The sequence below is a fragment of the Bacteroides sp. OF04-15BH genome, assembly GCF_003477995.1.
GTDB lineage: Bacteria > Bacteroidota > Bacteroidia > Bacteroidales > Bacteroidaceae > Paraprevotella.
Genome location: NZ_QUEM01000031.1, coordinates 21362 through 46708, shown reverse-complemented (window position 1 = coordinate 46708; position 25347 = coordinate 21362). Strand labels below are relative to the sequence as shown.

General features: G+C 44.9%; 23 protein-coding genes. 15 read left to right on the top strand and 8 right to left on the bottom strand.

The features are described from left to right. Window positions 1–439: 439 nt before the first annotated feature. Window positions 440–1735 carry a UDP-N-acetylmuramoyl-tripeptide--D-alanyl-D-alanine ligase gene (gene murF, locus DXA74_RS12755; protein ID WP_118528208.1) on the bottom strand — a complete coding sequence of 432 codons (1296 nt, stop codon included), beginning with the start codon at window positions 1733–1735 and terminating at the stop codon, window positions 440–442. Between the two features lie 152 nt (window positions 1736–1887). Between murF and folP the strand changes: the two genes are divergently transcribed. After that, complete coding sequence (folP, locus tag DXA74_RS12750; protein ID WP_118528216.1) at window positions 1888–2751, top strand: dihydropteroate synthase; 864 nt, start codon at window positions 1888–1890, stop codon at window positions 2749–2751. Further along, window positions 2730–3503, top strand: a complete 774-nt coding sequence (gene cdaA, locus DXA74_RS12745; protein WP_118528206.1) for a diadenylate cyclase CdaA — start codon at window positions 2730–2732, stop codon at window positions 3501–3503. Before folP ends, cdaA begins: the two co-directional genes overlap by 22 nt. 18 nt (window positions 3504–3521) lie before the next feature. Here the strand turns inward: cdaA and DXA74_RS12740 are convergent, their stop codons facing one another. Continuing rightward, on the bottom strand, window positions 3522–5471 hold the full coding sequence (locus DXA74_RS12740) for a GNAT family N-acetyltransferase (protein ID WP_118528204.1): 1950 nt from the start codon (window positions 5469–5471) through the stop codon (window positions 3522–3524). A 162-nt stretch (window positions 5472–5633) separates the two neighbouring features. Here DXA74_RS12740 and pta point away from each other — a divergent pair, with 162 nt between their 5' ends. Continuing rightward, window positions 5634–6647, top strand: a complete 1014-nt coding sequence (gene pta / locus DXA74_RS12735; RefSeq protein ID WP_118528202.1) for a phosphate acetyltransferase — start codon at window positions 5634–5636, stop codon at window positions 6645–6647. A gap of 32 nt (window positions 6648–6679) precedes the next feature. After that, window positions 6680–7876, top strand: a complete 1197-nt coding sequence (locus tag DXA74_RS12730; RefSeq protein WP_118528200.1) for an acetate kinase — start codon at window positions 6680–6682, stop codon at window positions 7874–7876. Between the two features lie 60 nt (window positions 7877–7936). Here DXA74_RS12730 and DXA74_RS12725 read toward each other — a convergent pair whose 3' ends face one another. Next, a complete protein-coding gene (locus DXA74_RS12725) occupies window positions 7937–9688 on the bottom strand; it encodes an SGNH/GDSL hydrolase family protein (protein ID WP_118528214.1) in 1752 nt (583 codons plus the stop codon). Between the two features lie 244 nt (window positions 9689–9932). Here DXA74_RS12725 and DXA74_RS12720 point away from each other — a divergent pair, with 244 nt between their 5' ends. The 8 genes from DXA74_RS12720 to DXA74_RS16610 all read left to right on the top strand — a co-directional run bounded on the left by DXA74_RS12720 (window position 9933) and on the right by DXA74_RS16610 (window position 19038). Continuing rightward, window positions 9933–10157 (top strand): helix-turn-helix transcriptional regulator, encoded by a 225-nt coding sequence (locus tag DXA74_RS12720; RefSeq protein ID WP_027291200.1) that lies wholly within the window; start codon window positions 9933–9935, stop codon window positions 10155–10157. A 58-nt stretch (window positions 10158–10215) separates the two neighbouring features. After that, a complete protein-coding gene (locus DXA74_RS12715; protein ID WP_118528198.1) occupies window positions 10216–11220 on the top strand; it encodes a restriction endonuclease subunit M in 1005 nt (334 codons plus the stop codon). Window position 11221: 1 nt separating this feature from the next. After that, a complete protein-coding gene (locus DXA74_RS12710; protein WP_118528196.1) occupies window positions 11222–13606 on the top strand; it encodes a DEAD/DEAH box helicase in 2385 nt (794 codons plus the stop codon). Window positions 13607–13635: 29 nt separating this feature from the next. After that, window positions 13636–15174 (top strand): Eco57I restriction-modification methylase domain-containing protein, encoded by a 1539-nt coding sequence (locus DXA74_RS12705; RefSeq protein WP_118528194.1) that lies wholly within the window; start codon window positions 13636–13638, stop codon window positions 15172–15174. 131 nt (window positions 15175–15305) lie between these two features. Further along, on the top strand, window positions 15306–15596 hold the full coding sequence (locus DXA74_RS16875; protein WP_370448510.1) for a winged helix-turn-helix transcriptional regulator: 291 nt from the start codon (window positions 15306–15308) through the stop codon (window positions 15594–15596). A 135-nt stretch (window positions 15597–15731) separates the two neighbouring features. Further along, window positions 15732–17951, top strand: a complete 2220-nt coding sequence (locus DXA74_RS12695; protein WP_118528192.1) for a hypothetical protein — start codon at window positions 15732–15734, stop codon at window positions 17949–17951. A 235-nt stretch (window positions 17952–18186) separates the two neighbouring features. Then, the gene (locus tag DXA74_RS16615) at window positions 18187–18357 is read left to right on the top strand and encodes a DUF4372 domain-containing protein (protein WP_233550541.1); all 171 of its coding nucleotides are present in this window, start codon (window positions 18187–18189) and stop codon (window positions 18355–18357) included. 15 nt (window positions 18358–18372) lie between these two features. Further along, entirely contained in the window at window positions 18373–19038 is a 666-nt protein-coding gene (locus DXA74_RS16610; RefSeq protein WP_233550540.1) for a transposase, read from the top strand. 507 nt (window positions 19039–19545) lie between these two features. Here DXA74_RS16610 and DXA74_RS12685 read toward each other — a convergent pair. The 5 genes from DXA74_RS12685 to efp all read right to left on the bottom strand — a co-directional run bounded on the left by DXA74_RS12685 (window position 19546) and on the right by efp (window position 23129). After that, on the bottom strand, window positions 19546–20313 hold the full coding sequence (locus DXA74_RS12685) for a UDP-2,3-diacylglucosamine diphosphatase (protein WP_118528190.1): 768 nt from the start codon (window positions 20311–20313) through the stop codon (window positions 19546–19548). Next, the gene (locus tag DXA74_RS12680) at window positions 20313–20642 is read right to left on the bottom strand and encodes a metal-sulfur cluster assembly factor (protein WP_118528188.1); all 330 of its coding nucleotides are present in this window, start codon (window positions 20640–20642) and stop codon (window positions 20313–20315) included. Before DXA74_RS12680 ends, DXA74_RS12685 begins: the two co-directional genes overlap by 1 nt. 21 nt (window positions 20643–20663) lie before the next feature. Next, entirely contained in the window at window positions 20664–21404 is a 741-nt protein-coding gene (radC, locus tag DXA74_RS12675) for a DNA repair protein RadC (protein ID WP_118528186.1), read from the bottom strand. Window positions 21405–21413: 9 nt separating this feature from the next. Continuing rightward, complete coding sequence (locus DXA74_RS12670; RefSeq protein ID WP_118528184.1) at window positions 21414–22454, bottom strand: glycosyltransferase; 1041 nt, start codon at window positions 22452–22454, stop codon at window positions 21414–21416. A 111-nt stretch (window positions 22455–22565) separates the two neighbouring features. Further along, window positions 22566–23129: an elongation factor P gene (gene efp / locus DXA74_RS12665; protein WP_118528182.1), complete on the bottom strand. Its 564-nt coding sequence runs from the start codon at window positions 23127–23129 to the stop codon at window positions 22566–22568. Between the two features lie 194 nt (window positions 23130–23323). Here efp and rpmH point away from each other — a divergent pair, with 194 nt between their 5' ends. From rpmH to DXA74_RS12650, 3 genes are all read left to right on the top strand, one after another. Further along, a complete protein-coding gene (gene rpmH / locus DXA74_RS12660; protein WP_118528180.1) occupies window positions 23324–23479 on the top strand; it encodes a 50S ribosomal protein L34 in 156 nt (51 codons plus the stop codon). 101 nt (window positions 23480–23580) lie between these two features. After that, window positions 23581–24243, top strand: a complete 663-nt coding sequence (locus DXA74_RS12655; RefSeq protein WP_118528178.1) for a PASTA domain-containing protein — start codon at window positions 23581–23583, stop codon at window positions 24241–24243. A 37-nt stretch (window positions 24244–24280) separates the two neighbouring features. Next, window positions 24281–25339 carry an RluA family pseudouridine synthase gene (locus DXA74_RS12650; protein ID WP_118528176.1) on the top strand — a complete coding sequence of 353 codons (1059 nt, stop codon included), beginning with the start codon at window positions 24281–24283 and terminating at the stop codon, window positions 25337–25339. Window positions 25340–25347 lie beyond the last annotated feature (8 nt).

The window sequence follows — 25347 nt, the reverse complement described above, 5'->3', positions numbered from 1 at the left end:
CCACCAAATATTTTCCAAAGAATTTTTCAAGGGGAAATCTTTGCAAAGATAGAAAAACATACCGAATCTACCAAATAACATGCTGTAAAACATACTTTTAACAATTAAGCAAAGAGCAGAAAAAAAAAAGAATATTTTTTTCAAAAAATCACAGAACAGTCACAAAAACGTTCTCCTTGAAACCCCAAAGCCCATACAAAAGAGCAAAAACACCCTATCCCGCTTTCAAAAAGTTTTTCTCTATTTTTATCCTCACCTGAGGATTTTCGAGTAAAAAGCAGATTCTCTCCTTCAAAAAATCCCGATAGCGTTTTCAATGCATACATCCAAAGCTATTAAAAAAAGAAATGAGCCCGGCACCATACCGAGCTCATCCCTATTAAAGAAGTTCATTTAATATCCAATTGTTGGAGCGCACTTCAGCTCCCCCCCTTGAAGTCTACAAATATTCCGGCAAAGTAAACAGTTTCGTACCGTTACTTCCTTTTATTAATATATAATAGCCTTTTGGCTTGTTCTGTTTCAACTCCTCGACCACCTCATCTACATGATGGAACTGACGGAAATGGTTCTCTGTCTTTTCAAACTCACCGCCTACAAGCCAAACTTTATCAAAACCGGCGCTGACCAACTGATCCACCACTTTCTGATGTTCGGCGACACTGGCCTCACCCAATTCCTTCATCTCACCCAGAATCAGCAATTTCGGCTCATTCTGCATCAGACGGAAGTTTTCAATAACCGCTTTCATGCTGGTCGGGTTGGCATTATAAGCATCCACCACCAGATGATTTTCTGCCGTATCCTGCATTTGTGAACGGTTATTCGACGGAATATACTCTGCCAGAGCAGCACAGATATCCTGAGAATCCACCCCGAAATGCAATCCCACGGCTACGGCCGCCATCATATTGGCCAGGTTATAGCTACCTACCAGATGGGTACGCACGACAAACTCATTGCCCTGATATTTCCAACGGAAAGTCAGGAACGGATCACATCCCACCAGTTCGCCTTGAGGCACATTCTCCGGTGCCTGCTCCGTAGCATACGGAATCTGCTTCAAACCGGCAGCCATCTCCTGCAAGTTTTCATCCGGACAATGAACAAACGCTGGTTTTCCGGTATTCCGCAAGTAGTCATATAATTCGCCCTTAGTACGCTTCACTCCTTCAAAAGAGCCGAAACCGGCCAAATGAGCCATTCCCACATTCGTAATCAAGCCATAATCCGGTTCCACGATATCCGTCAGGAATTTGATCTCCCCCGGATGATTGGCTCCGGTTTCAATCACGGCAATTTCATGCGAAGCGTTCAAACGCAGCAAGGTGCGCGGCACACCGATGTGATTATTCAGATTTCCCTGGGTGAACAACACCTGATATTTCCGTTCCAGTACAGCCGCAATCAGTTCCTTGGTTGTGGTTTTACCATTGGTTCCGGTAATCTGCAACACCGGAATATGAAACTGCCGGCGGTGATAGTTTGCCAGTTCCTGCAAAGCCTTCAGGCTATCGTCAACCAGCAAATAGCGCTCGTCGGACAGATCGGCAGCTCCGGGTTCATCCACCACTGCATAGGCACATCCGGCCGCAAGGGCCTTGGCCGCGAAGTCATTTCCATTAAAAGATTCCCCTTTCAAAGCCCAGAATACAGAACCTTCCGGGCAGTTCCGACTATCCGTTGTTATATTCGGATGTTGCTTAAAAATTTCATAAAGTGCAGCTACTTCCATTTTGTGCTTAATTTTTAACCCCGCAAAGATAGTGCAACTTACACGAGAAAAAAAGATTATCCACAAAAAACCCCCTCTGCAGAAGCAGAAAAGAAAATATTTCTATGTACTTTTGCGACATCAAATCTTTTTATCAGACAGTTTATACAGAAATGAATCCAACGATAAAGCCTACAATCAACCTGAACGGCCGGATTATGGACCTGTCCACTCCGCGCGTCATGGGAATTCTCAATGTCACTCCCGATTCGTTTTATTCCTCAAGCAGAAAGCAAAGCGAACAGGAAATCTGCTCACGTATTGAGGAGATTGTCCGTGAGGGGGGCGACATCATCGATATCGGAGCATATTCTTCACGCTCCGATGCCAGCCATATCCCGCAAGAAGAAGAAATGGAACGCCTGAGAAAAGGATTGTCCCTCATTCATAAAGTAGCCCCACAGATGCCTGTATCCGTCGATACCTTCCGCGCGGAGATTGCACGGATCTGCGTAGAAGAATATGGAGCAGCCTTGATCAATGACATATCCGGAGGAGAGATGGACGACCAGATGTTCGACACCATAAGCCGGCTCAAAGTGCCATATATCATGATGCACATGCAGGGCACTCCACAAAACATGCAACAGGCTCCTCACTATGAGCACCTCATGCAGGAGATTCTGGAGTATTTCAGCAAGAAGAAAGCTTTTCTGCAAGCAGCCGGAGTAAAAGACATCATTATCGACCCCGGTTTCGGATTCGGAAAAACCATACAGCACAACTACGAACTGCTGCACCACCTGGACGACCTGCACATTCTGGAATGCCCCATTCTGGTAGGCGTTTCGCGCAAATCCATGATTTACAAGGTGCTGGAAACCGACCCGCAACAGGCACTCAACGGCACCACAGTGCTGCATACCCTGGCCCTGCTGAAAGGCGCCCATATATTACGCGTACACGATGTAAAAGCGTGTACCGAAGTCATCAAACTGATTAAAGAGTACAACCAATGTTCTTCAATTTCGGAATAAAAGATCTTATTGATATCTTTCTGGTGGCCCTCATCCTTTATTATGCCTATAAAGTCATGAAGGAGTCACGCTCACTGAATGTGTTTTTCGGTGTTCTGGTATTTCTGGTATTCTGGATTTTCATTTCCCAGATATTGGAAATGAAGCTGTTGGGCTCTATCCTCGACAAGCTGGTCAGCGTAGGTGCTCTGGCACTGATTATTCTTTTTCAGGAGGATATCCGGAAATTCTTCTACACCATCGGTGCCCATAAACGAGTGCGCAACATTCTGCACTTTATCAAGGGCAAGCATAAGATAAAAAGCACCAACAACGAAGACATCATGCCGATAGTCATGGCCTGCATGAGTATGAGCAAGCAAAAAGTCGGTGCCCTGATCGTGCTGGAACGGGAATTGCCGCTGAACGATGTGATCCGTTCGGGCGAAATGATTGACGCCCAGATCAACCAGCGCCTCATCGAGAACATCTTCTTCAAGAACAGCCCCTTGCACGACGGTGCCATGGTCATCAGCCACAAACGGATCAAGGCAGCCGGCTGCATCCTCCCGGTATCCCACAGCATGAATATCCCCAAGGAACTGGGACTGCGCCATCGTGCAGCCATGGGAATTTCCCAGGAGACAGATGCCCTGTCCATCATCGTATCCGAAGAGACCGGCGGTATCTCCATCGCCTTCAAAGGAAACTTCCAGCTGCGCCTCACTGCCGAGGAACTGGAACGTATCCTCACCGAATACAAAGTGGAGTGATCTGCCCCACTCCGGATATCAGTTCAGCATCAGCCGCATATACGGACCGCCCTGTGCGAAAAGCAACCGTGGCAACTCTTCTACGGTATAACGACAGTCTGCCGGTCCACACGTTTCCAGCCGGGTACATTGACCGCCGCGAATCAGATAAGTCGCAGGAGCGGCATTTCCCGACAGGCTGTCCTCCGTTACTTCCAGAGTAAAATCAGCCTCCGGATGCACTCGCGCATAAAGTTTCAAGGCGTCAGACACACGAATCACCTTAATCTGGGTGCAGTATGTTTCCTCGGCCAGTTCCTTTTCCGGGCAGAGTTCTTTTTGTGCCGTTTCTTTCATTCGGGCAGCTACAGTCCTGTCCGTGGCCAGGCATTCCTTAACCAGCCAACCCTTATCCTGCGGCAGGACCAACAATACCCCACAAAGCCGGTTGTTGCTTTCGCCTCGTGCCATCCATACCCGGCCGCCGCTATCCGAAAGATCCTGCAAAATCACCTGCAAGTCGTCCGCATCATGAAGCACCGCTGCCGGCATGCGCCGATAAGCCTGCTCCATAAAATCCGCCATCTCTTCACGAAGTTCATCTGAAATCTGCACAGGATCTTCGCAAGACACAGACAACGAAGATACAGAATGCCTGTCCTCAGTGTCCTCCACTCCGGAACAACAAGCATACCCCGAACGGGCATAAAAGTCCACTAGTCCCTCATTGGCCGGAATCAACAGAGAAAACACCTTACCCTCCTGATACATGCGCTCATGCGCTTCGGCCAGCAACTGTGTCATCAGCCCGCGGCCGCGCTGCTCCGGCAAAGTGGAAGCACCGGCCACATAAGCCACCGCCACATCCAGCCCCGCATAATTCATGCGATACGGCAAGCGTTGCAAGGCGCTGACCACCTTGCCGTCCTTACGGATAAAGCTATTGTTCTGAGGCTTGTATTTCTTGGAAAAGAACAAATCCAAAAACGAATCACTATCCCCAAAACAGAGTTTCCAGAGCGCACGCGTCTGCCACTCCACATGAAGTTCGTCATCACTCCGCATCTCACAGGCACATTTCCCCTGCAACGAGCAGGACGACCACATGCTGTATTTCATCAGCACCTGATGGGGCATATACGACAGTTTCGCCTTACGCAAGCCCTCGATGCCCAGATCCTCTTCCCGATTGATATAACGATACTGTTCCGGCAAATGATTCACAAATTCCTGATTGATCATGGCGTAAGCCCCCTCATAAGTGGTATCCGCCTTCTCTACACAAACATCAAAAGTAGAATCATTGATCGGAGCGCCGTAAGTGAAAGCCACCAGTTTGCCATCCACAAAAAGTGTACCTCCAATAATCCCTAGCTCCTCGAAATGCTCCAGAGCCCGACGGATGGCTTTCTTTTCAGATTCTACGGCACGCTGTTCGCCCGGAACGGTTTTCAGCGCCGCCCATTCTTCATCCAGTTGCAAGCATAATGGAATCAGTTCGCGCGTAAGCGGACGATACTCATAATCGGGATAAAGGCGGCGGAATTTGTTCGTATGGTTTCTCTTGGGCTGTAATTTCTTGCCGGCCAAAGTAGCCAGATTCTCGCGCAGATAGATATAATCGGCATACTCCCGATTCGGATTGATGACAAACTTGCTGGAACAGATTCCCTGAATATAATGCTTCATCTCTTCCGTCACCCCCAGAATCAGCAGCGGATGGCCCAACAAGCAGGCATCCTGATGCATCAGTTCAATCACCTCGCGCCAGTTTCCCTGTCCCAAGGGCATCAGATAAGCCAGATGCCCGTCGGCATAAAAACGGAACAGCAGAAAACCGTTCCATTCGGTTACCTCGGTCTGATAAAGGAACTGCCAGGCATAGAGATTGGCAAAAGCCAGATCGCAATTCTGCAGATCTGCATTTCGGGTATATTTGAGGATCAAATCGCGATCATCCAATGAAAGAGTGTGAAAAGAAAGTGCCATGAATCAGCTTGTTTATGAATTAGGAAAACGAAAATAGGAAGATTTTATCAAATCTAGAAGATTCTCAAAAAATAAAATTCTTTTTGTTAGGCTACTTTACCGAAAAATGCGTATTTTTGCAAAGTTGATATTACAAATAGAAAGTATTCTAAAACAACAGATATGGACTTGATCAAAGAAATTGTAGCACGTGCACAGGCAAACAAACAGCGCATCGTGCTTCCGGAAGGAACAGAAGAACGTACATTGAAAGCTGCCAACCAGATTCTGACCGACGAGGTAGCTGAACTGATTATCCTGGGTAATGTAGCCGAAATCGAAGAGGCTGCCAAGAAATGGGGATTGGGTAACATCCACAAGGCAACCATCATCGATCCGGAAACTTCAGAAAAGAAGGAAGAATATGCCGAACTGCTTTGCGAACTCCGCAAGAAGAAAGGTATGACCATCGAAGAGGCACGCAAGAAAGTACTCGATCCGTTGTATTTCGGCTGCCTGATGATTAAAGCCGGCGATGCAGACGGTCAGTTGGCCGGTGCCCGCAACACTACCGGTGATGTATTGCGTCCTGCTTTGCAGATCATCAAGACTGCTCCGGGTGTGACTTGTGTATCTGGTGCCATGCTTCTTCTGACCAAGGCTCCTAACTACGGAAAGAACGGTGTATTGGTAATGGGTGACGTAGCTGTAACTCCGGTTCCGGATGCCAACCAGCTGGCACAGATTGCCGTTTGTACTGCCGAGACTGCAAAAGCAGTAGCAGGTATCGATCCGAAAGTGGCCATGTTGAGTTTCTCTACCAAGGGTTCTGCCAAGCATGAAGTTGTAGACAAGGTGGTAGAAGCTACCCGCATCGCCCGCGAACTGGCTCCGGGTCTGAGCATCGACGGTGAATTGCAGGCCGACGCAGCTCTGGTTCCATCAGTAGGAAGCAGCAAGGCTCCGGGTTCTCTGATTGCCGGACATGCCAACGTATTGGTTGTTCCAAATCTGGAAGTAGGTAACATTTCTTACAAGCTGGTTCAGCGTCTGGGTAATGCCGAAGCTATCGGCCCGATCCTTCAGGGTATCGCCCGTCCGGTGAACGACCTGTCACGCGGTTGCTCTATCGAGGATGTTTACACCATGGTAGCCATCACCGCTAATCAGGCAATTGCAGCAAAAGAGCAGAAATAAAAAGAATTCCCCCACCTTATTTATATATTGATATGAAGATATTGGTTTTAAACTGCGGCAGCTCATCTATCAAGTACAAACTGTTTGAGATGCCTTCAAAGGAAGTTTTGGCACAGGGCGGTATCGAGAAAATCGGTTTGCCTGATTCATTCCTGAAACTGACTTTGCCTAACGGCGAAAAGAAAATCATCGAAAGATCTATTCAGGAGCACACCAGCGGTGTTCAGATGATCTTCGACGTACTGACAGATGCTGAGTTCGGTGTTGTAAAAGACCTGAGCGAAATCGAGGCAGTAGGCCACCGCGTACTCCACGGAGGAAGCAAGTTCAGCGAGTCTGTAGTCATCAATCAGGACGTTATCAACGCCATCGAAGAGTGCTGCGACCTGGGTCCGCTTCACAACCCGGCCAACCTGAAGGGTATCTATGCTGTACAAAAGCTGATGCCACAGGTTCCTCAGATTGCCGTATTCGATACTGCATTCCACCAGACTATGCCGGAGCACGCATACCTGTACCCGGTTCCTTACGAACTGTATGAGAAATATGGTGTACGTCGTTACGGTTTCCACGGAACTTCTCACCGCTATGTATCTAAGCGCGTTTGCGAATACCTGAACATTCCGGTTGAAGGTTCTAAGATCATCACTTGCCACATCGGTAACGGTGGTTCTATCGCTGCTATCAAGGACGGTAAGTGCATCGATACCAGTATGGGTATGACTCCGCTGGAAGGACTGATGATGGGTACCCGTAGCGGTGACATCGACGCCGGTGCCGTATTGTATATCATGAAGAAGGAAGGCCTGACTCCAGACCAGACTTCTGACCTGTTGAACAAGAAGAGCGGTGTGCTGGGTATGTTCAAGCGTTCAAGCGATATGCGTGAGCTGGAAGACGCTGTAGCTAATGGCGAGGATCTGGCTATCCGTACCGAAAACATGTACTTCTACCGCATCACCAAGTATATCGGTGCCTATGCAGCTGCTATGGGCGGTGTAGACGTAATCCTGTTCACTGGTGGTGTTGGTGAGAACCAGGCTACTGCACGTGCAGGTGTCTGCAAGACTCTGGGCTTCCTGGGTGTAGAACTCGACATGGAGAAGAACAAGGTACGCAGCAAAGAGGCTATCATCTCTACCGAGAACAGTAAGGTTACCGTTTGCGTAATCCCAACTGACGAGGAGTTGATGATCGCTACCGACACTATGGAGCTGCTGAAGAAGTAATTTTCAGATAAGAACCTGAATATATAGCGAGGGGATGCCAGTTTTGGCATCCCCTCGTTGTTACTTCACATAAGGCTTCAATTCATTCGCAATCCGTTTATACCCTTCATGATTGGGATGAAGACCGTCCGAGAACAGTTTCTCGTTTATTTTCCCGTCTTTACCCGTAAGCGTCTCCGACAGGTCGAGCACTTGAACAGAAGCATTGCCCACAAAAGCCTGCTCAAGTCCGGCATTCAGAGTAACCAACCGTTGTTCATAGTTTCTGCGCGGCAGAATCTTAACCACATACAGCTTGGCCTGCGGCTGTTTTCGGGCAATCAGTGCGACAGTTTCCTTAATCCCCTGAATGATCTGTTCGTCCGTATTCATATCCAGATTATTGGTACCCAACATCATAAATATCTTCTGCGCCCGAAAACCGTCCAGCTCTCCATGCAGCACCCGCCACTGTATATTCTCAATCCGGTCCCATCCGTAACCCAGATTCACAACCGACTTGCCTTTGAACAGTTTTTGCCATACATCATCGGCCACCCGCCGTTTCTCATAAGGCAGTCCTCCCCAGAAATGAGTGATAGAATTTCCCAACATCACGATTTCGGGCTGGGCCGTTGCATTATATTCCAGAATTTCATCGTGCCGCTTCGCCCACTGATATGTGAAAGAATCGCGGTGCTGTCTGCTCGGAACAAATGATAATCGGTTCTGTTCCGGAAAAAGGATACCGGCAATCTTCTTATAGTAAGCATCGGCATACTGCTGCATCCCCAAGTCAGTGGCATGCACACCGTCTACCTGACTGTCCATAGACAGTGCCAGTTCGTCAAACGTAAGATAATGCAGATTCCCGACCTCATCCTTCATCGAATCGTACACGGCACGCAACTGCTCATTGGTCTGACGAAAGTCCTCTCCTCTCTTATCCGAAGCATAAAAGCCCATATATCCATCATGTTCTACCAGAAGAACAGGTGCCTTGCTCTTGCTGCGCAAGATACGGAGACCGTTTTCCAGACGCGGACGGATAAGTGCCACACGGTCGCCCGTCATATTAGGCATACAGTCTATCACATACATTGCCGCATCCACTTCGGCCAGAAGGCGGAAAAACTCCTCATCCAACTGCCCGTTCCCCGAAAAGCCCAGATTAACGACAGGCATATCCAGCTTACGCTGTAAGATATTGGTCCAGGCCATGCCGGGACGCGAAGCACATGCACCTTGCGCAATGGAAGTTCCGTATACCACAACAGGCTTTTCGACCGACGGACGTACAAAGTCAAAACGACTTCCCTCGGGCACACCTATCTGCAAGGACTTTACTCCGTTGTAAAGCGGCAAATACAGAGTAAACTCATTGCCCTTGTCGTGCGTATTGTGATAAGTCAGATTGTTATACGTATAACGGACCGTATCGCCAAACTGATAGTTGGCAGCACACCAATACTGTTTGCCGTTGCAATCCATCGTATAAAGATCCACTCCACTCACTCCTGTTGCCGGCATGTGGGGCAGCGAGTATCCCCCTGTAACCTGATATTTCACCTGAATATTCGGAGCATTGGTATAAAACTTCACATAGAGTCCTGCGGTCTGCAACGACAGATTCCACACTGGTTTACGGACTAATTCTTTGGCCCGCTGCGGCAGACGCTGATAGTATTTTCCAGTTTCCGTGTTCCAGGCTCTTCCGTGAATGGGCAACAATGAATCAACCATAGGATTATACCAGTCGGTCTGGGCTACCATACCAAGTGACTGCCCGAAGAAAAGAACAGGCAATACTGCAAACTTTAAAGCTGTATTCATAATCATTTTTTTTGTGTTATTTCATCAACTGTATTAAATGGAGGCTTATAATAGCCGAAAGCAAAGTTATAGATTTTTTATTTGGCAGATACTTTCCACACATCTGTTTCAAGTAATCAGAGAAAACAGATAAATACTAATGTTTATCAATTATTAAATCTCATATAATGATATTATTATCAGATTGCTTTGATGATTATCATTTTATGTGTAACTTTGTACTGTTAACATAACATGAAACAATATGGCGAAAATAGAATGCTCAAATCGGTTGCGTGTAATTTTGGCTGAAAAAGAAATAACTAATCGCTGGTTGGCAGAACAAATGGGTGTCACAGATATGACTGTTTCACGATGGAAAACTAATAAGGTACAGCCATCAATGGCCCAATTTGTTGAGATTGCCCAACTACTTAAAGTAGATATTAAAGATCTTATTGAGGCTGATTTTAATTATGATATAGAATAATTACTTTAGTTAAGAGGTGCGCTGAAACGGTAATTAAGATGTTAAAAATACATAATATATGAATCTGTTACAGATAGACATATGCGAAAATGAAATTTTTGAACAATCCCCCAATCTGCTATCAATGTTGCTCATAGATCGCACTTTAAGTTCAGAAAATAGTCAAGTTAATATTTTTTGGGCGACAAACAATTATGCCGATTTGGGTGTTGGCTATCAGTATAGCGATCAAATAACTTTAGAGGCTATTACTGGCAAAAATGGAGAGGTAATCAAGCCTCGGGCTGTCAAAAGCCGTGAAATGCAACAGCAACGTAGTCGTGAAATGGCAGAAGTTTTCACACCGTCATGGATCTGTAACAAGCAAAATAACTTGATTGACAATACTTGGTTTGGACGGGAAAATGTATTTAATATAGAGGTGGATAATCCTGACGGTTCACATTCGTGGATCCCTTCAGATAAGAAAATCATATTTCCTGAAGGTAAAACTTGGCATGATTACATCAATGAGAATCGCCTTGAAATTACCTGTGGAGAGGCTCCCTATCTGGTGAGCCGATATGATTCCGTAACTGGAGAACCTATCCCGATAGAAAGAAGGATAGGATTACTTGATAGAAAACTTCGCATCGTCGGGGAAAATACGCAGACGTCAAGCGAATGGCTAAAAGCTGCCCAGTCGGCCTTTATGAGTGTTTATGGTTACGAATGGCAGGGAGATAATCTTTTTCTTGCTCGGGAATCTCTTTTGTATACTTTCATAGACTATTACAAAGCAAAGTTTGGCAAAAAGCCACAACTCAAATCGTTGCAAAATATTGCTTCCATCATCTCATGGAATATTTGGCAGATGGACGGTTTGAAAGGAGTAATTCCGGGAAGCTGCCATAGTGTACAACAAACAGTCCAGGACCTGTTTGATTCGAAAGTAACGATTCAAGAGTGTAAAGGTTGTCAGAAAGGCAATATTCACAAACATAATGGCACCTATTGCAAGATTATGGATTGGAACAGCAATAAAACACTGACTTTTATTTCATTGTTAAAAAAAGAAAAATAGTATGGCAGACGCAAATCTAAAAATAAACACTGCTCTTCTCGATGGCCTGATTGTAGGGCGGGTTGAGCCACATATATATGCCTTCTCTACCGAAACGGTTCCAAACTATCTGAAGGTCGGTGACACGGCCCGAGGAGTGCGTGTCCGTCTGGACGAATGGAGAAAGATTTTCCCAAATCTGATACAGCAGTACGAACATTCGGCACAGATAAACAATGAGACTATTTTTCGTGATTTTGCTGTCCATACTTTTCTGGAACAGGAAAAAGGCAGAAGACGGTTGCTGCCGGATACGTTTGGGCATCTGCCTTACTATTCAAAGGAGTTCTTCGAAGGGGCTACAACCGCTGATCTGGAAGAGGCTATATCGGACATATATCAAAGCGCACGAGAGAAAAACGGCAAATATCAGTTCTATTCTCCTGACCGCTTACCTCAAACACTTACCTACGAACGAACGGATAGCTATCCTCCACGAGCCAATCAGCAGCAGGTTATTGAAAACTTCAAAAATGCTATAGCTGCCGGTCGCACCAATCTGTTGCTGTATGCAGTAATGCGATTCGGTAAGTCTTTCACGGCTATGTGCTGTGCCAAAGAGATGGACGCGAAAATTGTGGTCGTCGTTTCAGCTAAGGCAGACGTAAAACAAGAATGGAAAAAGACTGTTGAGAGCCACGTTTACTTTGCTGGCTACAAGTTTCTGGACAGTGCGTCATTAAATAGTAATGAAACTATTGTTGCCGATACTCTCGCTGCCGGAGATAAGGTCGCACTATTCTTGACATTACAAGATCTGCAAGGGGAAGGAATCAAGGCAAAGCACAAAGAGGTTTTTGAACATCAGATTGATTTGCTGATCGTTGATGAAACCCATTTCGGAGCTCGTGGCGCTTCCTACGGAAAGGTCTTGCAACAATATAATCTCAGCAAATCACAGATTGAGAAAGAGCTGCAAAATATTGACGGCTTTGAAACGCTCGAGCAGGTGGACGAAGCTGTAAAAGCATTGGATACAAAGATTCGCATACATCTTTCCGGTACGCCATACCGTATTTTGATGAGCGATGAATTCAAAAAAGAAGACATCATTGCCTTTGTTCAGTTTACGGACATTATCGACGCTCAGAAGCAGTGGGACGACGAACATCTCAAAGAGGATGACTGCAACGAATGGGACAATCCTTATTATGGATTTCCACAGATGATTCGCTTTGCGTTCAATCCGAATGCCTCTTCCGTAAAAAAGATGGAGGAATTACGTAAAAATGGCATTACCTACGCATTTTCCGAGTTGTTCCGACCTCAGTCGATGACAACTAAAAGAAACGGCAGCCATCGGCAATTTTTACACGAACCCGAGATTCTGGATTTGCTGGAGGTAATCGACGGTACGAAAGAGGATGAGAATCTGCTCGGCTTTCTCGATTACGACAAAATAAAGGATGGTAAGATGTGCCGCCATATTGTTGTCGTGTTGCCTTTCCGTGCCTCCTGCGATGCCATGGCGGCATTGATTCAACGAGAAAAAGACCGATTCAAAAATCTATGCAATTACGAGGTTATCAACATAGCCGGCTTTGACGAAGAGCGCAGATACGCGACTACGGATATTGTCAAAGGGAAGATAAAGACTTGTGAAGAGAATGGCCGCAAGACACTGACATTGACCGTTAACCGGATGCTGACAGGAACAACCGTGCCGCAATGGGACACGATGCTTTACCTCAAGGGAACGTCATCTCCGCAGGAATACGATCAGGCAATATTCCGTCTGCAGAATCAATACGTTACCACCTTCAAGGATGAAAACGGCCGAACCATCAAGTACAACATGAAGCCGCAGACATTATTGGTAGACTTCGATCCGAATCGCCTGTTCCGGTTGCAGGAGTTGAAATCGCAGTTCTACAATGTCAATACAGAGGTTCAGGGTAATGCAGGCTTGAGAGAACGTATCGCAAAAGAGTTGACAATCTCTCCTATCATCGTACTGAACAAACATAAGTTGCAGGAAGCGACTCCGACCAATATTACGGATGCGGTTCGCGAATATTCCAGAAACCGCAGCGTATTGGACGAGGCATCGGAAATTCCAACCGACAGTATTCTATTGGAAGACACTGAGCTACTCAATGTTCTGCGGGAGATTGCTCCCATCGATGCAAAAAATGGTCTCCAGATAAAACCGACAGAGGGTAATGGTGATGATATTGATACGCCTGACACACCCGATACACCGGAAGGAACTGGGAACAGAGATGCTGAACCGACAGATCAACCCAATCAACACCCCGATCGGCCGAACCCGGCAGTGGAAGACGACAAACTCGACAAACGGCTTGTGCCGCCTATTATGCGCGTATTCTTTTCTTTGCCTTCCTGACGGATTCAACTGTCAAATCGTTGGAGGAGATGATTGCTGCAATTCCACAGACGTCGGATAACCGGCGAATCGCCAACCACCTCGGCCTGGACAGAAAGGTTCTGGAGGTAATCCAGGAGAAGAGCAATCCGTTTATTTTGCATGATCTCGACTATAAAATCGAGAATACTAATGATCTAATCCGAGACGCCGCACTTCGCCCCATGGAGCGGGTAGAGATTGCCATGCGAAGGTTCGGACGTTTGTCCGATTCAGAGATAGTTACCCCTGCGAAAGTCGCTGACGAGATGGTAGCTATCCTGCCTTTTGATGAGTTAAGCGAAAAAGCTGATGCTAAATTCCTCGATATAGCCTCCAAAGAGGGCGAGTTTTCCGTTGCGTTGTATCGAAGATTTGGCGAGAAGGTCAAACAGAGATTATATGCAATTACGACCTCTACCTTAGCCTACGAATTTACGCGCAAGGTTTACTCGCTACTCGGAATACCGGTTGAAAACATCTATGCCGATTTTACGTCGTATGACTTGATTGACGAAAATAATAATGAGATAATAAAACAATTAACAGATATGAAATTTGATGTCATCGTTGGTAATCCTCCATATCAAAGAAACGATGGAGGAGGAATGGGATCAAGTGCACCTGCTATTTATAACTATTTTGTTGATGCTGCGCTTACTTTATCTCCCAAGTATACTTGCATCATTACTCCCTCACGTTGGTTTACTGGAGGCCGAGGATTGGAGGAATTCAGGAATAAAATGCTTAATGATAAACATATTAGAATTTTGCACGACTATCCGAACGCTTCAGAATGTTTCCCCGGAGTTGAAATTAAAGGCGGTGTGAGCTATTTCTTAAGAAATAATGATGAAGAGGGTTTATGCAACATAGTAACGCATAATGGAAATGATATTAGTGCAGTAGAGCGTCCAATGCGTGAGCAAAATTCAGAGATATTTATAAGAGATAGTAAAGTTATTGATATTTTACGGAAAATACAAAGTTTCAATGAGCGTAGTTTTTCAGATATAATTAGCGCAAATGATCCATTTGGTTATGATATTAGGGAAAATAATAGTTATAAGCGAGTGAAACCAAATTTTGCACTAACCCCATTTGATGGAAGTATTAATTTTTATTATAATGGATGGCGTAAATATGGAATTGGTTATATTAAACGAGAAACCGTTAGGAAAAATGTAGCGTGGATAGATACCTATAAAATATTAATACCTAAAGCTTGGGGCATTGGAGACTGTAAAGTAGATTGGATTACACCATTTATTGTAGAACCAGGCTCTTGTTGCACAGAGACATACCTAGTCATAGGTCCATATGATAGCAGGCAAACTGCAGAACATGTTGTTTCTTATATGCAAACAAAATTGTTCCATCTGTTAGTTTCTATTGTTAAAATAACTCAAAATGCGATGCAAAAAGTTTATTCATTTGTTCCAATACAAGATTTTTCAAGATCTTGGACAGATGCAGAGCTCTATGCAAAATATGGTTTAACAACCGAAGAAATCGACTTTATTGAATCCAAGATTAAACCCATAGAATAAGAGTATGCTATAATTCTAATTTAAAATTAACAAATAAATGTCGAATACAATAGATTTAGATATTAACGAAGCGACAGCTTACAACAAGAAACAGGTGCTTGAGGTCAGACGGCCTAAAAGCTAGTTCAAAAGTGTTTCCACCTTGCCAATGGTTTGAGAAACTACCCAATTATCATATTCCTGAATTTCAGTCAAATGCATCGGAAATTCATGTGATACTGTGGATTTTGAATTTCGAGAATGAAGTCATTGAAGAAATTACTCCTGATGACACACCTTTTATACAAGAGTTCGTACAAGCGAATCCTCAGATTTATAAACTAATATCCCAAAATCCTCAAGTCAACGCAGTACAAATGTCTGAGAGCATGGGCGTATCAAGGCGTCAAGTTCAGAAACATTTAAAACGTCTTCAAGAATAGAAAAAGATTGCTCGTGTTGGAGGACACAAAATCGGAAAATGGAAGATAATCGATGAAGATTATATGGAATTCTTTAATAGAATATGTGTATGCTTTATCTTCGAATACAACGGCGATTAATTATTTTTACATTCTATGAATATATTAAACATAAATTTAGAACATTGTTTTGGCATTGTAAAACTCTCACAAAAGCTAAATTTTGCTGGTGAGAATGTGGCTCTTATATATGCTCCCAACGGTCTGATGAAGACATCATTTGCAAAAACTATACAACTGTATGGACAAGGAAAGGTCGACAAGGTGAAAGATGTAGTAGCTGACATAGACGGAATTATAGAAATTAAGGACGAACAGGACAATGTTGTATTGCCAGCTTCGCTATATGTTTCCAATTGTGAAGAACCTGATTCCGAAACACCGAAAAACATCACATCGTTTCTTGCAGACAGTGTATTAAAGCAGCAATATGACAATATTCTGAAGAGCCTGTCGGAAAAGCAGAAGGCATTGTTCAAAGATATCAGCAACTTTGCAATAAGCTCGGATATCGTTTTGGAGTTTATCCGAACATTCTGTGATGGAAAGCCAAGCCTTTTTTATGAAAAGTTTGAGTATGTGATGGGAGATGTTGATGGGAACAATCCCTGCTATGCATTCAAGTATAACGACATTTTTGACAAAGAAGGCAAGGTCAAAAAGTTCATTGAAGACAATAAGGAAGCTTTGAAAGACTATTCAGAAAAGTACCAAGCTATATTACAATCATCTAAACTGTTTAAGCAAAGCAACGGTAAGACATTCGGAACTTATCAAGCCACAGAGTTGTCCAAATCCGTATCAGACAATGCATTTTTCGAGGTGAGTCATAAGATTGTATTGGGGGATGGCAAGACAACTATCGATTCCATTGATTCACTTACTACTTTGATAAATGATGAACTGTCTACCATATTAAACGACAAGTCAGTCAAAAAGGCTTTCGAAAAGATTGATAAAAAGGCTAGTGCCAACGAGGTCGTACGCCAATTAAAACGAATAATTGAGACTCATCCAGATTTGGTGGAAAAACTGCTCGACTACGATAACTTCCACAGAGAAGTGTGGAAGGGGTATTTTGCCAAATTCATCGACAAGGCCAAAGACCTGCTCACGGCTTACCAAGACTCTAAGCCCATATTGAACTCCGTGCTTCAGCAGGCAGCAGAGCAAAGAACTGCATGGGAAGAAACTATAAGCATCTTCAATCGTAGATTTTCTGTCCCTTTCACAGTAAAAATCAAAAACCAGACCGATCTCTTGCTCAACGAGGAGGCTGCTGCCTTGTCGTTTGAATATCGTACTCCAGCCGGACAAAAAGAGGTTGAGTCGAAGGTGCTGGAAGAAGTCGTACTAAGTAAAGGAGAACTGCGTGCGTTCTATACACTACAACTGCTCTTCGCTATCGAAAAGATGAAAAAAGACGGTGGGCAAGAGCATCTGCTTGTGTTTGACGATATCTCCGATTCTTATGACTACAAGAACAAATACGCAATGGTGGAATATCTCTGCGACTTAAAAGGAGACAATCGTTTTAAGCTAATCATACTGACACACAATTTTGATTTTTATCGCACCATAGCCTCTCGGTTAGGGATAAAGAGAAATAGTATCTACATGGCCTACAAGGATACTAATGAAGAAATCAAATTCCATCCTGCCGAGTATTTGAAAGATCCGTTCAAATACATAAAGGGCAAGGCGGATAGACCAGAGTTCTTTATCTCCATGATTCCGCTTGCTCGCAACTTGATTGAATACACAAAAGACATTACTACAGGTCAGCCAAAGAGCGATTATTTTAATTTGACATCCTGTCTTCATGTTAAAAACGAGACGGCAAATTTGACCGTGAATGACATTAAGCAAATAATAACGAGAAATGTTGATATGCAGAATATGCCAACCGTACAAACAGATATAAACATCAAGGAATATATTTATAATACGGCAGAAACCCTTTGCCAACCACAGATGACTTTAGATGAAATCAACATTGAGAATAAGATAGTCCTTTCGGCTGCCGCTAGGTTAAAAGCGGAAGATTACATGATTGCCAAATTAAAGGAGGTGATGGAAAGTGGTGATTTCAGTGCATTCTACAACGGCATTGCCTCAAACCAAACTTTTGAACTTACAAAGAAATTCAGCAAACTTTGTTCTCCATCCCACGATATCCATCTGCTGTTAAAAGAGGTCAATATGATTACACCTGAAAACATTCACATAAACAGCTTTATGTTTGAACCGCTTATTGACATGTCAGTATGGCGATTGAAAAAACTATATCAAGATAGCAAGACACAATTGGTGTAATAACGTGTAATTCCCAGTTACACTGTAAGTTTGTTGACAGTATAAAATATTTTGTGTAAATGGAAATACGGGATTCAGAATGACATGAATCCCGTATTTTCATTTTATATATTTACACATTAGTGTCCACTAAAAAATTAGGAAAGTCCTTTGAAATATTTGAAATTCAATTTGCTATAGATATTTTGGGAGTCAACGAATTTGAAATTACTTTTGCGGTATCAATCAGACTATTATGCATAAAGACAAGTTCGCTTTTGCTCAATTAATCCGAATTCTTGACCGCAATCACTTCAACTATCTCATAAAGGAGTATAAATACGACAAGTATATCAAGAGCTATACCTATTGGAATCAACTACTTACGATGATGTTCGGTCAGCTATCCAATCGAGAAAGCGTCTGAAATTTAGTTGCAACTATGGAAGTTCATACCGGAAAACTTTACCATCTCAGAATCGGGAAGTCTGTAGTGTGGGACAATCTTAGTAAGACTAATAAGCAACGTAACTACCGCATCTTCGAAGAGTATGCAACATTCATGATTGCCGAGACCTGCAAGAATAGAATCAATAAAATATTCGAATTTGACGGTCATGTTTATGTATTTGGCTCTACAACGATTGATCTATGCCTGTCAGTGTTTGAATGGGCTAAATTTCGCAAACATAAAGACGGAATAAAGTTGTATACGCTCTACGATATTGAAACAGAAGTATCTACTTTTGTACATATTACACCTGCCAATATTCACGATTCAAAGGCTATGCCTGAGATTCCATACGAATCTAGAACACATTACATCTTCGACCGAGGATATAACGATTTCAGCAACCTTAATATAATAAATCGCATAGGTACTTTCTTTGTTGTACAAGCCAAAACAAATTTACGAATCAAACCTAAAACCGGGAAACGAAGATTGCCGAAAGATGTAGTTTCGGATGTAATCGGAAGCTTTATGGTTTATAAAAGTTCTAAGGATTACCCCGAAGAACTTAGAAAACTCATCGTTGAGGATCCAGAAGACGGTACACGATACATATTCCTGACGAATAATCTTGGCGCATCTGCGGAGTTAATGTAATCGCTTTATCGAAACAGATGGAGTGTTGAACTATTCCTCAAATGAATAGTTAAGAATTTTTGGGGAGCATCGGAAAACGCTGTACGCATACAAATATATTGCGCGATAATTACTTACTGTTTAGTTACAATAGTCCAACACGATATGAAATTAGGACGCAGTTTCTATGAAGTCTCCAAATTTTCGGAATCTCTCTGACTAACAAAACACATCTCAGTGACTTGTTCAACAAATTGAAATTCAAAAATGTCAAAGACCGATATGATTCAAGTGGACCGAATTTATTTAATTTTTAACCTTGTCCGTTTTTAGTAGACAATAGTGATTAACCAATTATTTTCCCCATCCGCAGAAACCATTCAAAAATTTCATTGAGATGAATTTGTAAAATGATGCTGATGTTTTTTCCATTTTATCAGCATCATTTTTTTCAACGAACAAACAAGCAAGGGGCTGTAGCGGGAAATATCGCTACAGCCCCTTGCTGTTTTAAAAAGCCTTCTCTTATCAAGGCTCTGTTTCTCCTTCGATGTAATTCTCCAGGAAAAGGTGCTCGCCGTCGAACACGGCATAGGTGAACTGACTGATCCAGTCGCCCAGAATCAACACCCGGCTGTTCCGGTTCAGCATCAGATCGAGCTCAATGTGACGATGGCCAAAGATAAAGTAGTTGATATCGGCGTGTGTCTTCAGATATTCCTTGGCATACACCACCAGATATTCCTTATCCTCGCCCATATAAGGCGGTTCTCCTCCCTCGCGCTCATGCTTCATGCGGCTGTTTTTGGCCCACGAGAGACCAAACTCCATACCCCAACGCGGATGCAGGGCAGAGAAGAGGCGTTGACACAATTTATTGTGGAAAATACTGCGCAACATCTTGAATTTCTTTGACGGATCGCCCAGACCGTCGCCATGAGCCAGCATAAACACCTTGTCGCCCCACTCCACGGTGGCCGGTTCCTTATGCAGAATTACCCCACACTCCTGCTGCAGATAATCGCCGCACCAGATGTCGTGGTTGCCAATGAAGAAGTGAACCTCCACGCCTAAGTCGGTCAGCTCACTGATCTTTCCCAAAAGACGGGTATAGCCCTTCGGCACAACCATCTTATACTCATACCAGAAGTCAAAAATGTCTCCCAGCAGGTAAACGGCTATGGCCTTGTGCTTGATGCTGTCCAGAAAGCGGACCAGCCTGCGCTCTTGGGTTCGCCCATGAGGGATGGCACGGCTCCCCAGATGAGCGTCTGAAAGAAAATAGATATTCTTCATTATAAAAATCCTAGTTCCATTTTTGCCTCTTCGGTCATCATATCCTTATCCCACTCCGGCTCGAACACCAGATTCACTGTGGCTGACTTTATATGTTCGATGCCTTCGAGCTTCATGCGCACATCTTCCATGATAAAATCTGCAGCCGGACAGTTCGGAGCCGTCAGGGTCATGTCTACCACCAGATCAAAATCATCCGAAAGATCTATCTTGTAAATCAGACCCAGATCGTAAATATTGACCGGTATTTCCGGGTCGTAAACCGTTTTCAAAACTTCGATGATTCTTTCTTCCAATTCCAACTTTGTCGGTGTCTGCTTTTCTTCCATATATAATCTTTCTATCGTATTTTATATTATCGTTCCTTCGTCTCTATAACTGTAATATTTTCCATCGGTCACAATGACGTGATCCAGAAAATGAATGTTCATCATCTTGCAGGCTTTCGCCAGACGGTCGGTCAGGCGGTTGTCTTCACCGCTAGGGCGTGCATTGCCCGAAGGATGATTATGACAGAGGGCTATCACCGTGGCCTGACGCAACAGGGCCATGCGCAGAATCAGACGGATATCCACCGCCGTTTCCGTAAGCCCTCCTTTGCTCACCAGCACATTTTCCAGAATCCGGCATGCCTGGTTCAAAAGCAGCACATGGCATTCTTCATGCTGCAAATCCTGCATCAGAGGCAGATAATAGCGGTACAGATCCTCACTGCTGCGTATCTGCTTCCGCTCGGCTACTTCTTCCTGCATGCGCCGTTTGCCCAGTTCACAGGCAGCCATGATCGTAACGGCCTTGGCCACACCCAGCCCTTTATAGCGGCGCACCGGACGCACCCGGCCTTCCTCACTCTGAGACACCGTCCCGGTCAGTTCGTCGAGCGACATCTTTCCCAGAGCATTCAGACTGTTTCCACAATCGGCAAGCAGACGGCGCATCAGCTCCACAGCCGACTCTTCGGTATTTCCCGAGCCGATCAGGATGGCCAGCAACTCTGCATTCGAAAGTGCTTCCACTCCCTTGGCCACGAGTTTCTCCCGTGGACGGTCTTCCTCGGCCCATTGCTTGATATTCAGTCTGCCCTGCTCCATGATTGCCGCTTATTTATAAAAGGTCTTTTCAAACGCACTGAACGAGTCCTTGCCGCGCACACAACGCTGCCACCAGGCTCTCAGAAAACCGCTGCCGTAACCGGTAAGCTGGATAAAGGATGCTCCTACGGCCAACAAACCGATATACAGACTTTTGTTCTGCACGGAAGCATCGAGGAATATCAGCAGGGCAAAGCAAAGCAACGGCGCACAGGCAATGCCTATCAGCCAGGGTGCCACTGCGACACACGACGGCACGGCCAGCAAAACCAGTCCCACAACCAGCAACAGAAGCAACAGGCCCACTCCTGCCGTAAATACGGCCGGCAAAAGGTGTACCAGCTTCAGGGATTCGGGATATTTCTTATATAAATTGATGCGCGCGATGCCCGAATTATGCACTTGCTTGAAGAATTTCTTCAAGTCCGTGCGGCGCTTGTGCCAGACCCATGCCTCGGGAAACAGACGGCACGCATAGCCTTGCTTGAAAATCCGGATGCTGAAATCAATATCCTCTCCGAAGCGCATCTTGGAAAATCCGCCCAAAGCCCGGTAAGCCTCAGCACGCACTCCCATATTGAAGCTGCGCGGATAGAACTTGTCCATCTTCTTTTTTCCACCCCGGATACCACCGGTTGTGAAGAAAGAGGTCATGGCGTAATTAATCGCCTTCTGTATGGGGGTGAAAGATTCGTGTGCACGGTCCGGACCTCCGAAAGCGTCTGCATCCTGACGAAGCAGCTCTTCATCAATGGCCTGAATATATTCCGGCGGAAGCACACAGTCAGAATCCAATATCAGGAGGAACTCTCCCTGGCTCCGCTCCGCACCATAGTTGCGTGTCTGTCCGGGACCGGAGTTTTCCTTGTAAAAATAACGAACATTCAAGCTGGAAGCATACTGTTGTACCACCTGTTCGCACTTGTTTTGCGAACCATCCTCTACCACCAGCACCTCAAAGTCCTTATGCGTCTGTCGGCAGAGACTGTCCAACAGTTCGTCCACTTCATCAGGCCGGTTATAAACAGGAATTATCAAAGAATACTTCATAGATCAGTCATTAATATCACGTATCAGACAAAGGTAGCAAAAAAAATGAATAACAAATGGCAAAAGCCACTTATTATTCATTTTTATAAATGTTGAAATTAAGTAAGCGAATTATTTTACGCGTCCCAGATAAGAACCGTCACGAGTGTCTACCTCGATAGTCTCACCTTCGTTGATGAACAAAGGAACACGTACTTCAGCTCCGGTCTCTACAGTAGCAGGCTTGGTAGCGTTGGTTGCAGTATCACCCTTCAGGCCCGGCTCAGTGTAAGTAACCTTCAAAACAACCTTAGTAGGCACGTCTGCAAACAGAACTGTATCTGAAGAAGCATCAGTAACAACTTCTACGATTTCGCTTTCCTTCATGAAGTCTACACCGTTGATCAGGTCGTGAGCGATAGGAATCTGCTCGAAAGTCTCCTGATTCATGAAGATATAGTCATCACCCTCCTTGTACAGGTACTGGTAAGGACGACGCTCTACACGTACATCTTCCAGCTTCTCACCGATATTGAAGCGACGCTCCAGTACGTAGCCGTCTACTACATCTTTCAGCTTGGTACGCATGAAGGTGTTACCCTTTCCTGGCTTAACATGCAAAAACTCGATGCAGAAATACAATTTGCCATCCAAACGGATACAAGTTCCAATTTTAATGTCTTGTGAATTAATCATAAGGTCTTTTTTTCTATATTTATACTAGATTTGAATCTTAATTCCTATAAAAGTCGCCACAAAGTTAATTGATTTCTAGAAAAAAACACAAAACTTTTGTGTAAAAATGAGTTATCTCTTGCTTTATTAAAAAAAAGTCTCTATTTTTGCACCCCGTTACGTAGGATGAATTATAACAAAAAAAGCATATTACAATGAAAAGAACATTCCAACCTCACAACAGAAAGAGAAAGAACAAGCATGGTTTCCGTCAGAGAATGACAACTGCCAACGGTCGTAAAGTATTAGCTTCTCGCCGTGCAAAGGGTCGCAAGAAGTTAACAGTATCAGACGAAAAACATGGCAAATAATCAACCACTGTTTTAAGAAAGAACAAAAAGAAGTAAAGGCGACTTTACTTCTTTTTTGTTTTTAATTACTATCTTTGAAAAATCAATCAAAGTGCATTCTTATGACAATAAAAGAATTCTTCAAGAAGATCACGGCTCCCATCATCTGGGCCAATCTGCTGGGCATGGCCGCCCTGCTGGGCGCTCTGGCCATCGGAGTATGGAAAGGCCTGGAACATTATACGCACCACGGAGAGATTATTCAGGTGCCGGATGTCAAGGCACAGGGAGTGAGTGATGCACGCTATACCCTGAACCAGGCCGGACTGGATGCCGTCATTGCCGACTCCAGCTACAACCGCAACAGCCCTCCGGGCGCTGTTCTGGAACAGATGCCGGCACCGGGGTCCAAAGTCAAGTCGGGGCATGCCATTTATCTGATCATCAATACGACCAGCACACCCACAATTCCTATGCCGGACATTGCGGACAACAGTTCGGTGCGCGAGGCGGAAGCCCGCCTTCGTTCCCTGGGATTCAAGATCGGACCGCATGAGCTGATTGAAGGCGAAAAGGATTGGGTCTACGGAGTGAAGTATAACGGCCGCATGGTCTATGCCGGCGACCGTCTGCCTGTTGACTCACGCATTATCCTGCAGGTGGGAAGCGGCAACATGGAAGACTACTCCGACAGTCTGGACATTATCGACTCTCTGGGAATCTACACAGACATGCCGGTTTCGTCTGACGCCGAAAGCAGTGATCCTGCCGGCTTTGAATTTTGATGCACATTAACGAAAGAGTACCTCAACAAAAACGTACATGGAAGATTTTGAATATCCGGAAATAGAAAACGATTCGGAATTGGATGCTGAAGACACTCTTTATGAGCACCACCGCCTCACTGTGGACAAAGGACAGAAAGCGATGCGCATTGACAAGTTCCTCATGGAGCACCTGTTCAACACATCGCGCAACAGAATACAGAAAGCTGCCGAACAGGAATATATCCGTGTGAACGACGTGCCCGTCAAAAGCAGCTATAAGGTAAAACCGGGCGACGTCATCACCATCCTGCTGGATCATCCCAAATATGAAAACGAGATTATTCCGGAAGACATTCCGATTGAGATTGTCTATGAGGACGATGCCCTGATGGTGGTCAACAAGCAGCCGGGACTGGTCGTACACCCGGGATGCGGCAACTACACGGGCACACTGGTCAATGCCATCGCCTGGCATCTGAAGGATGATCCGAATTACGACCCGAATGATCCGACCGTGGGACTGGTGCACCGCATCGACAAAGATACCTCGGGTCTGCTGGTTATCGCCAAGACACCCGATGCAAAGACTCATCTGGGAAACCAGTTTTACAATAAAACCACCAAGCGCACTTATAATGCACTGGTGTGGGGCAATTTTGACGAAGACAGCGGACGCATCGAGGGCAACATAGCCCGCAATCCGAAAGACCGCATGCAGATGGCCGTCTTCCCACCCGACTCCGGCATCGGAAAGCATGCCGTGACTCACTATAAGGTATTGGAACGTTTTGGCTACGTAACCCTGGTGGAATGTGTACTCGAAACCGGACGCACGCATCAGATACGCGCCCATATGAAGCACCTGGGACATACGCTTTTCAACGACGAGCGCTACGGCGGCAATGAGATTCTGCGAGGCACTCAGTTCGCCAAATACAAGCATTTCATTCACAATTGCTTTGAAATCTGTCCGCGCCAGGCACTCCACGCGCTGACGTTGGGATTTGTCCATCCTACCACCGGCAAGGAGATGTTCTTTACCTCCGAGCTGCCGGACGACATGAAACAGTTGCTGGAGAAATGGAGAAACTATACCGCTAACAGAGAACTTTAGGATATTAA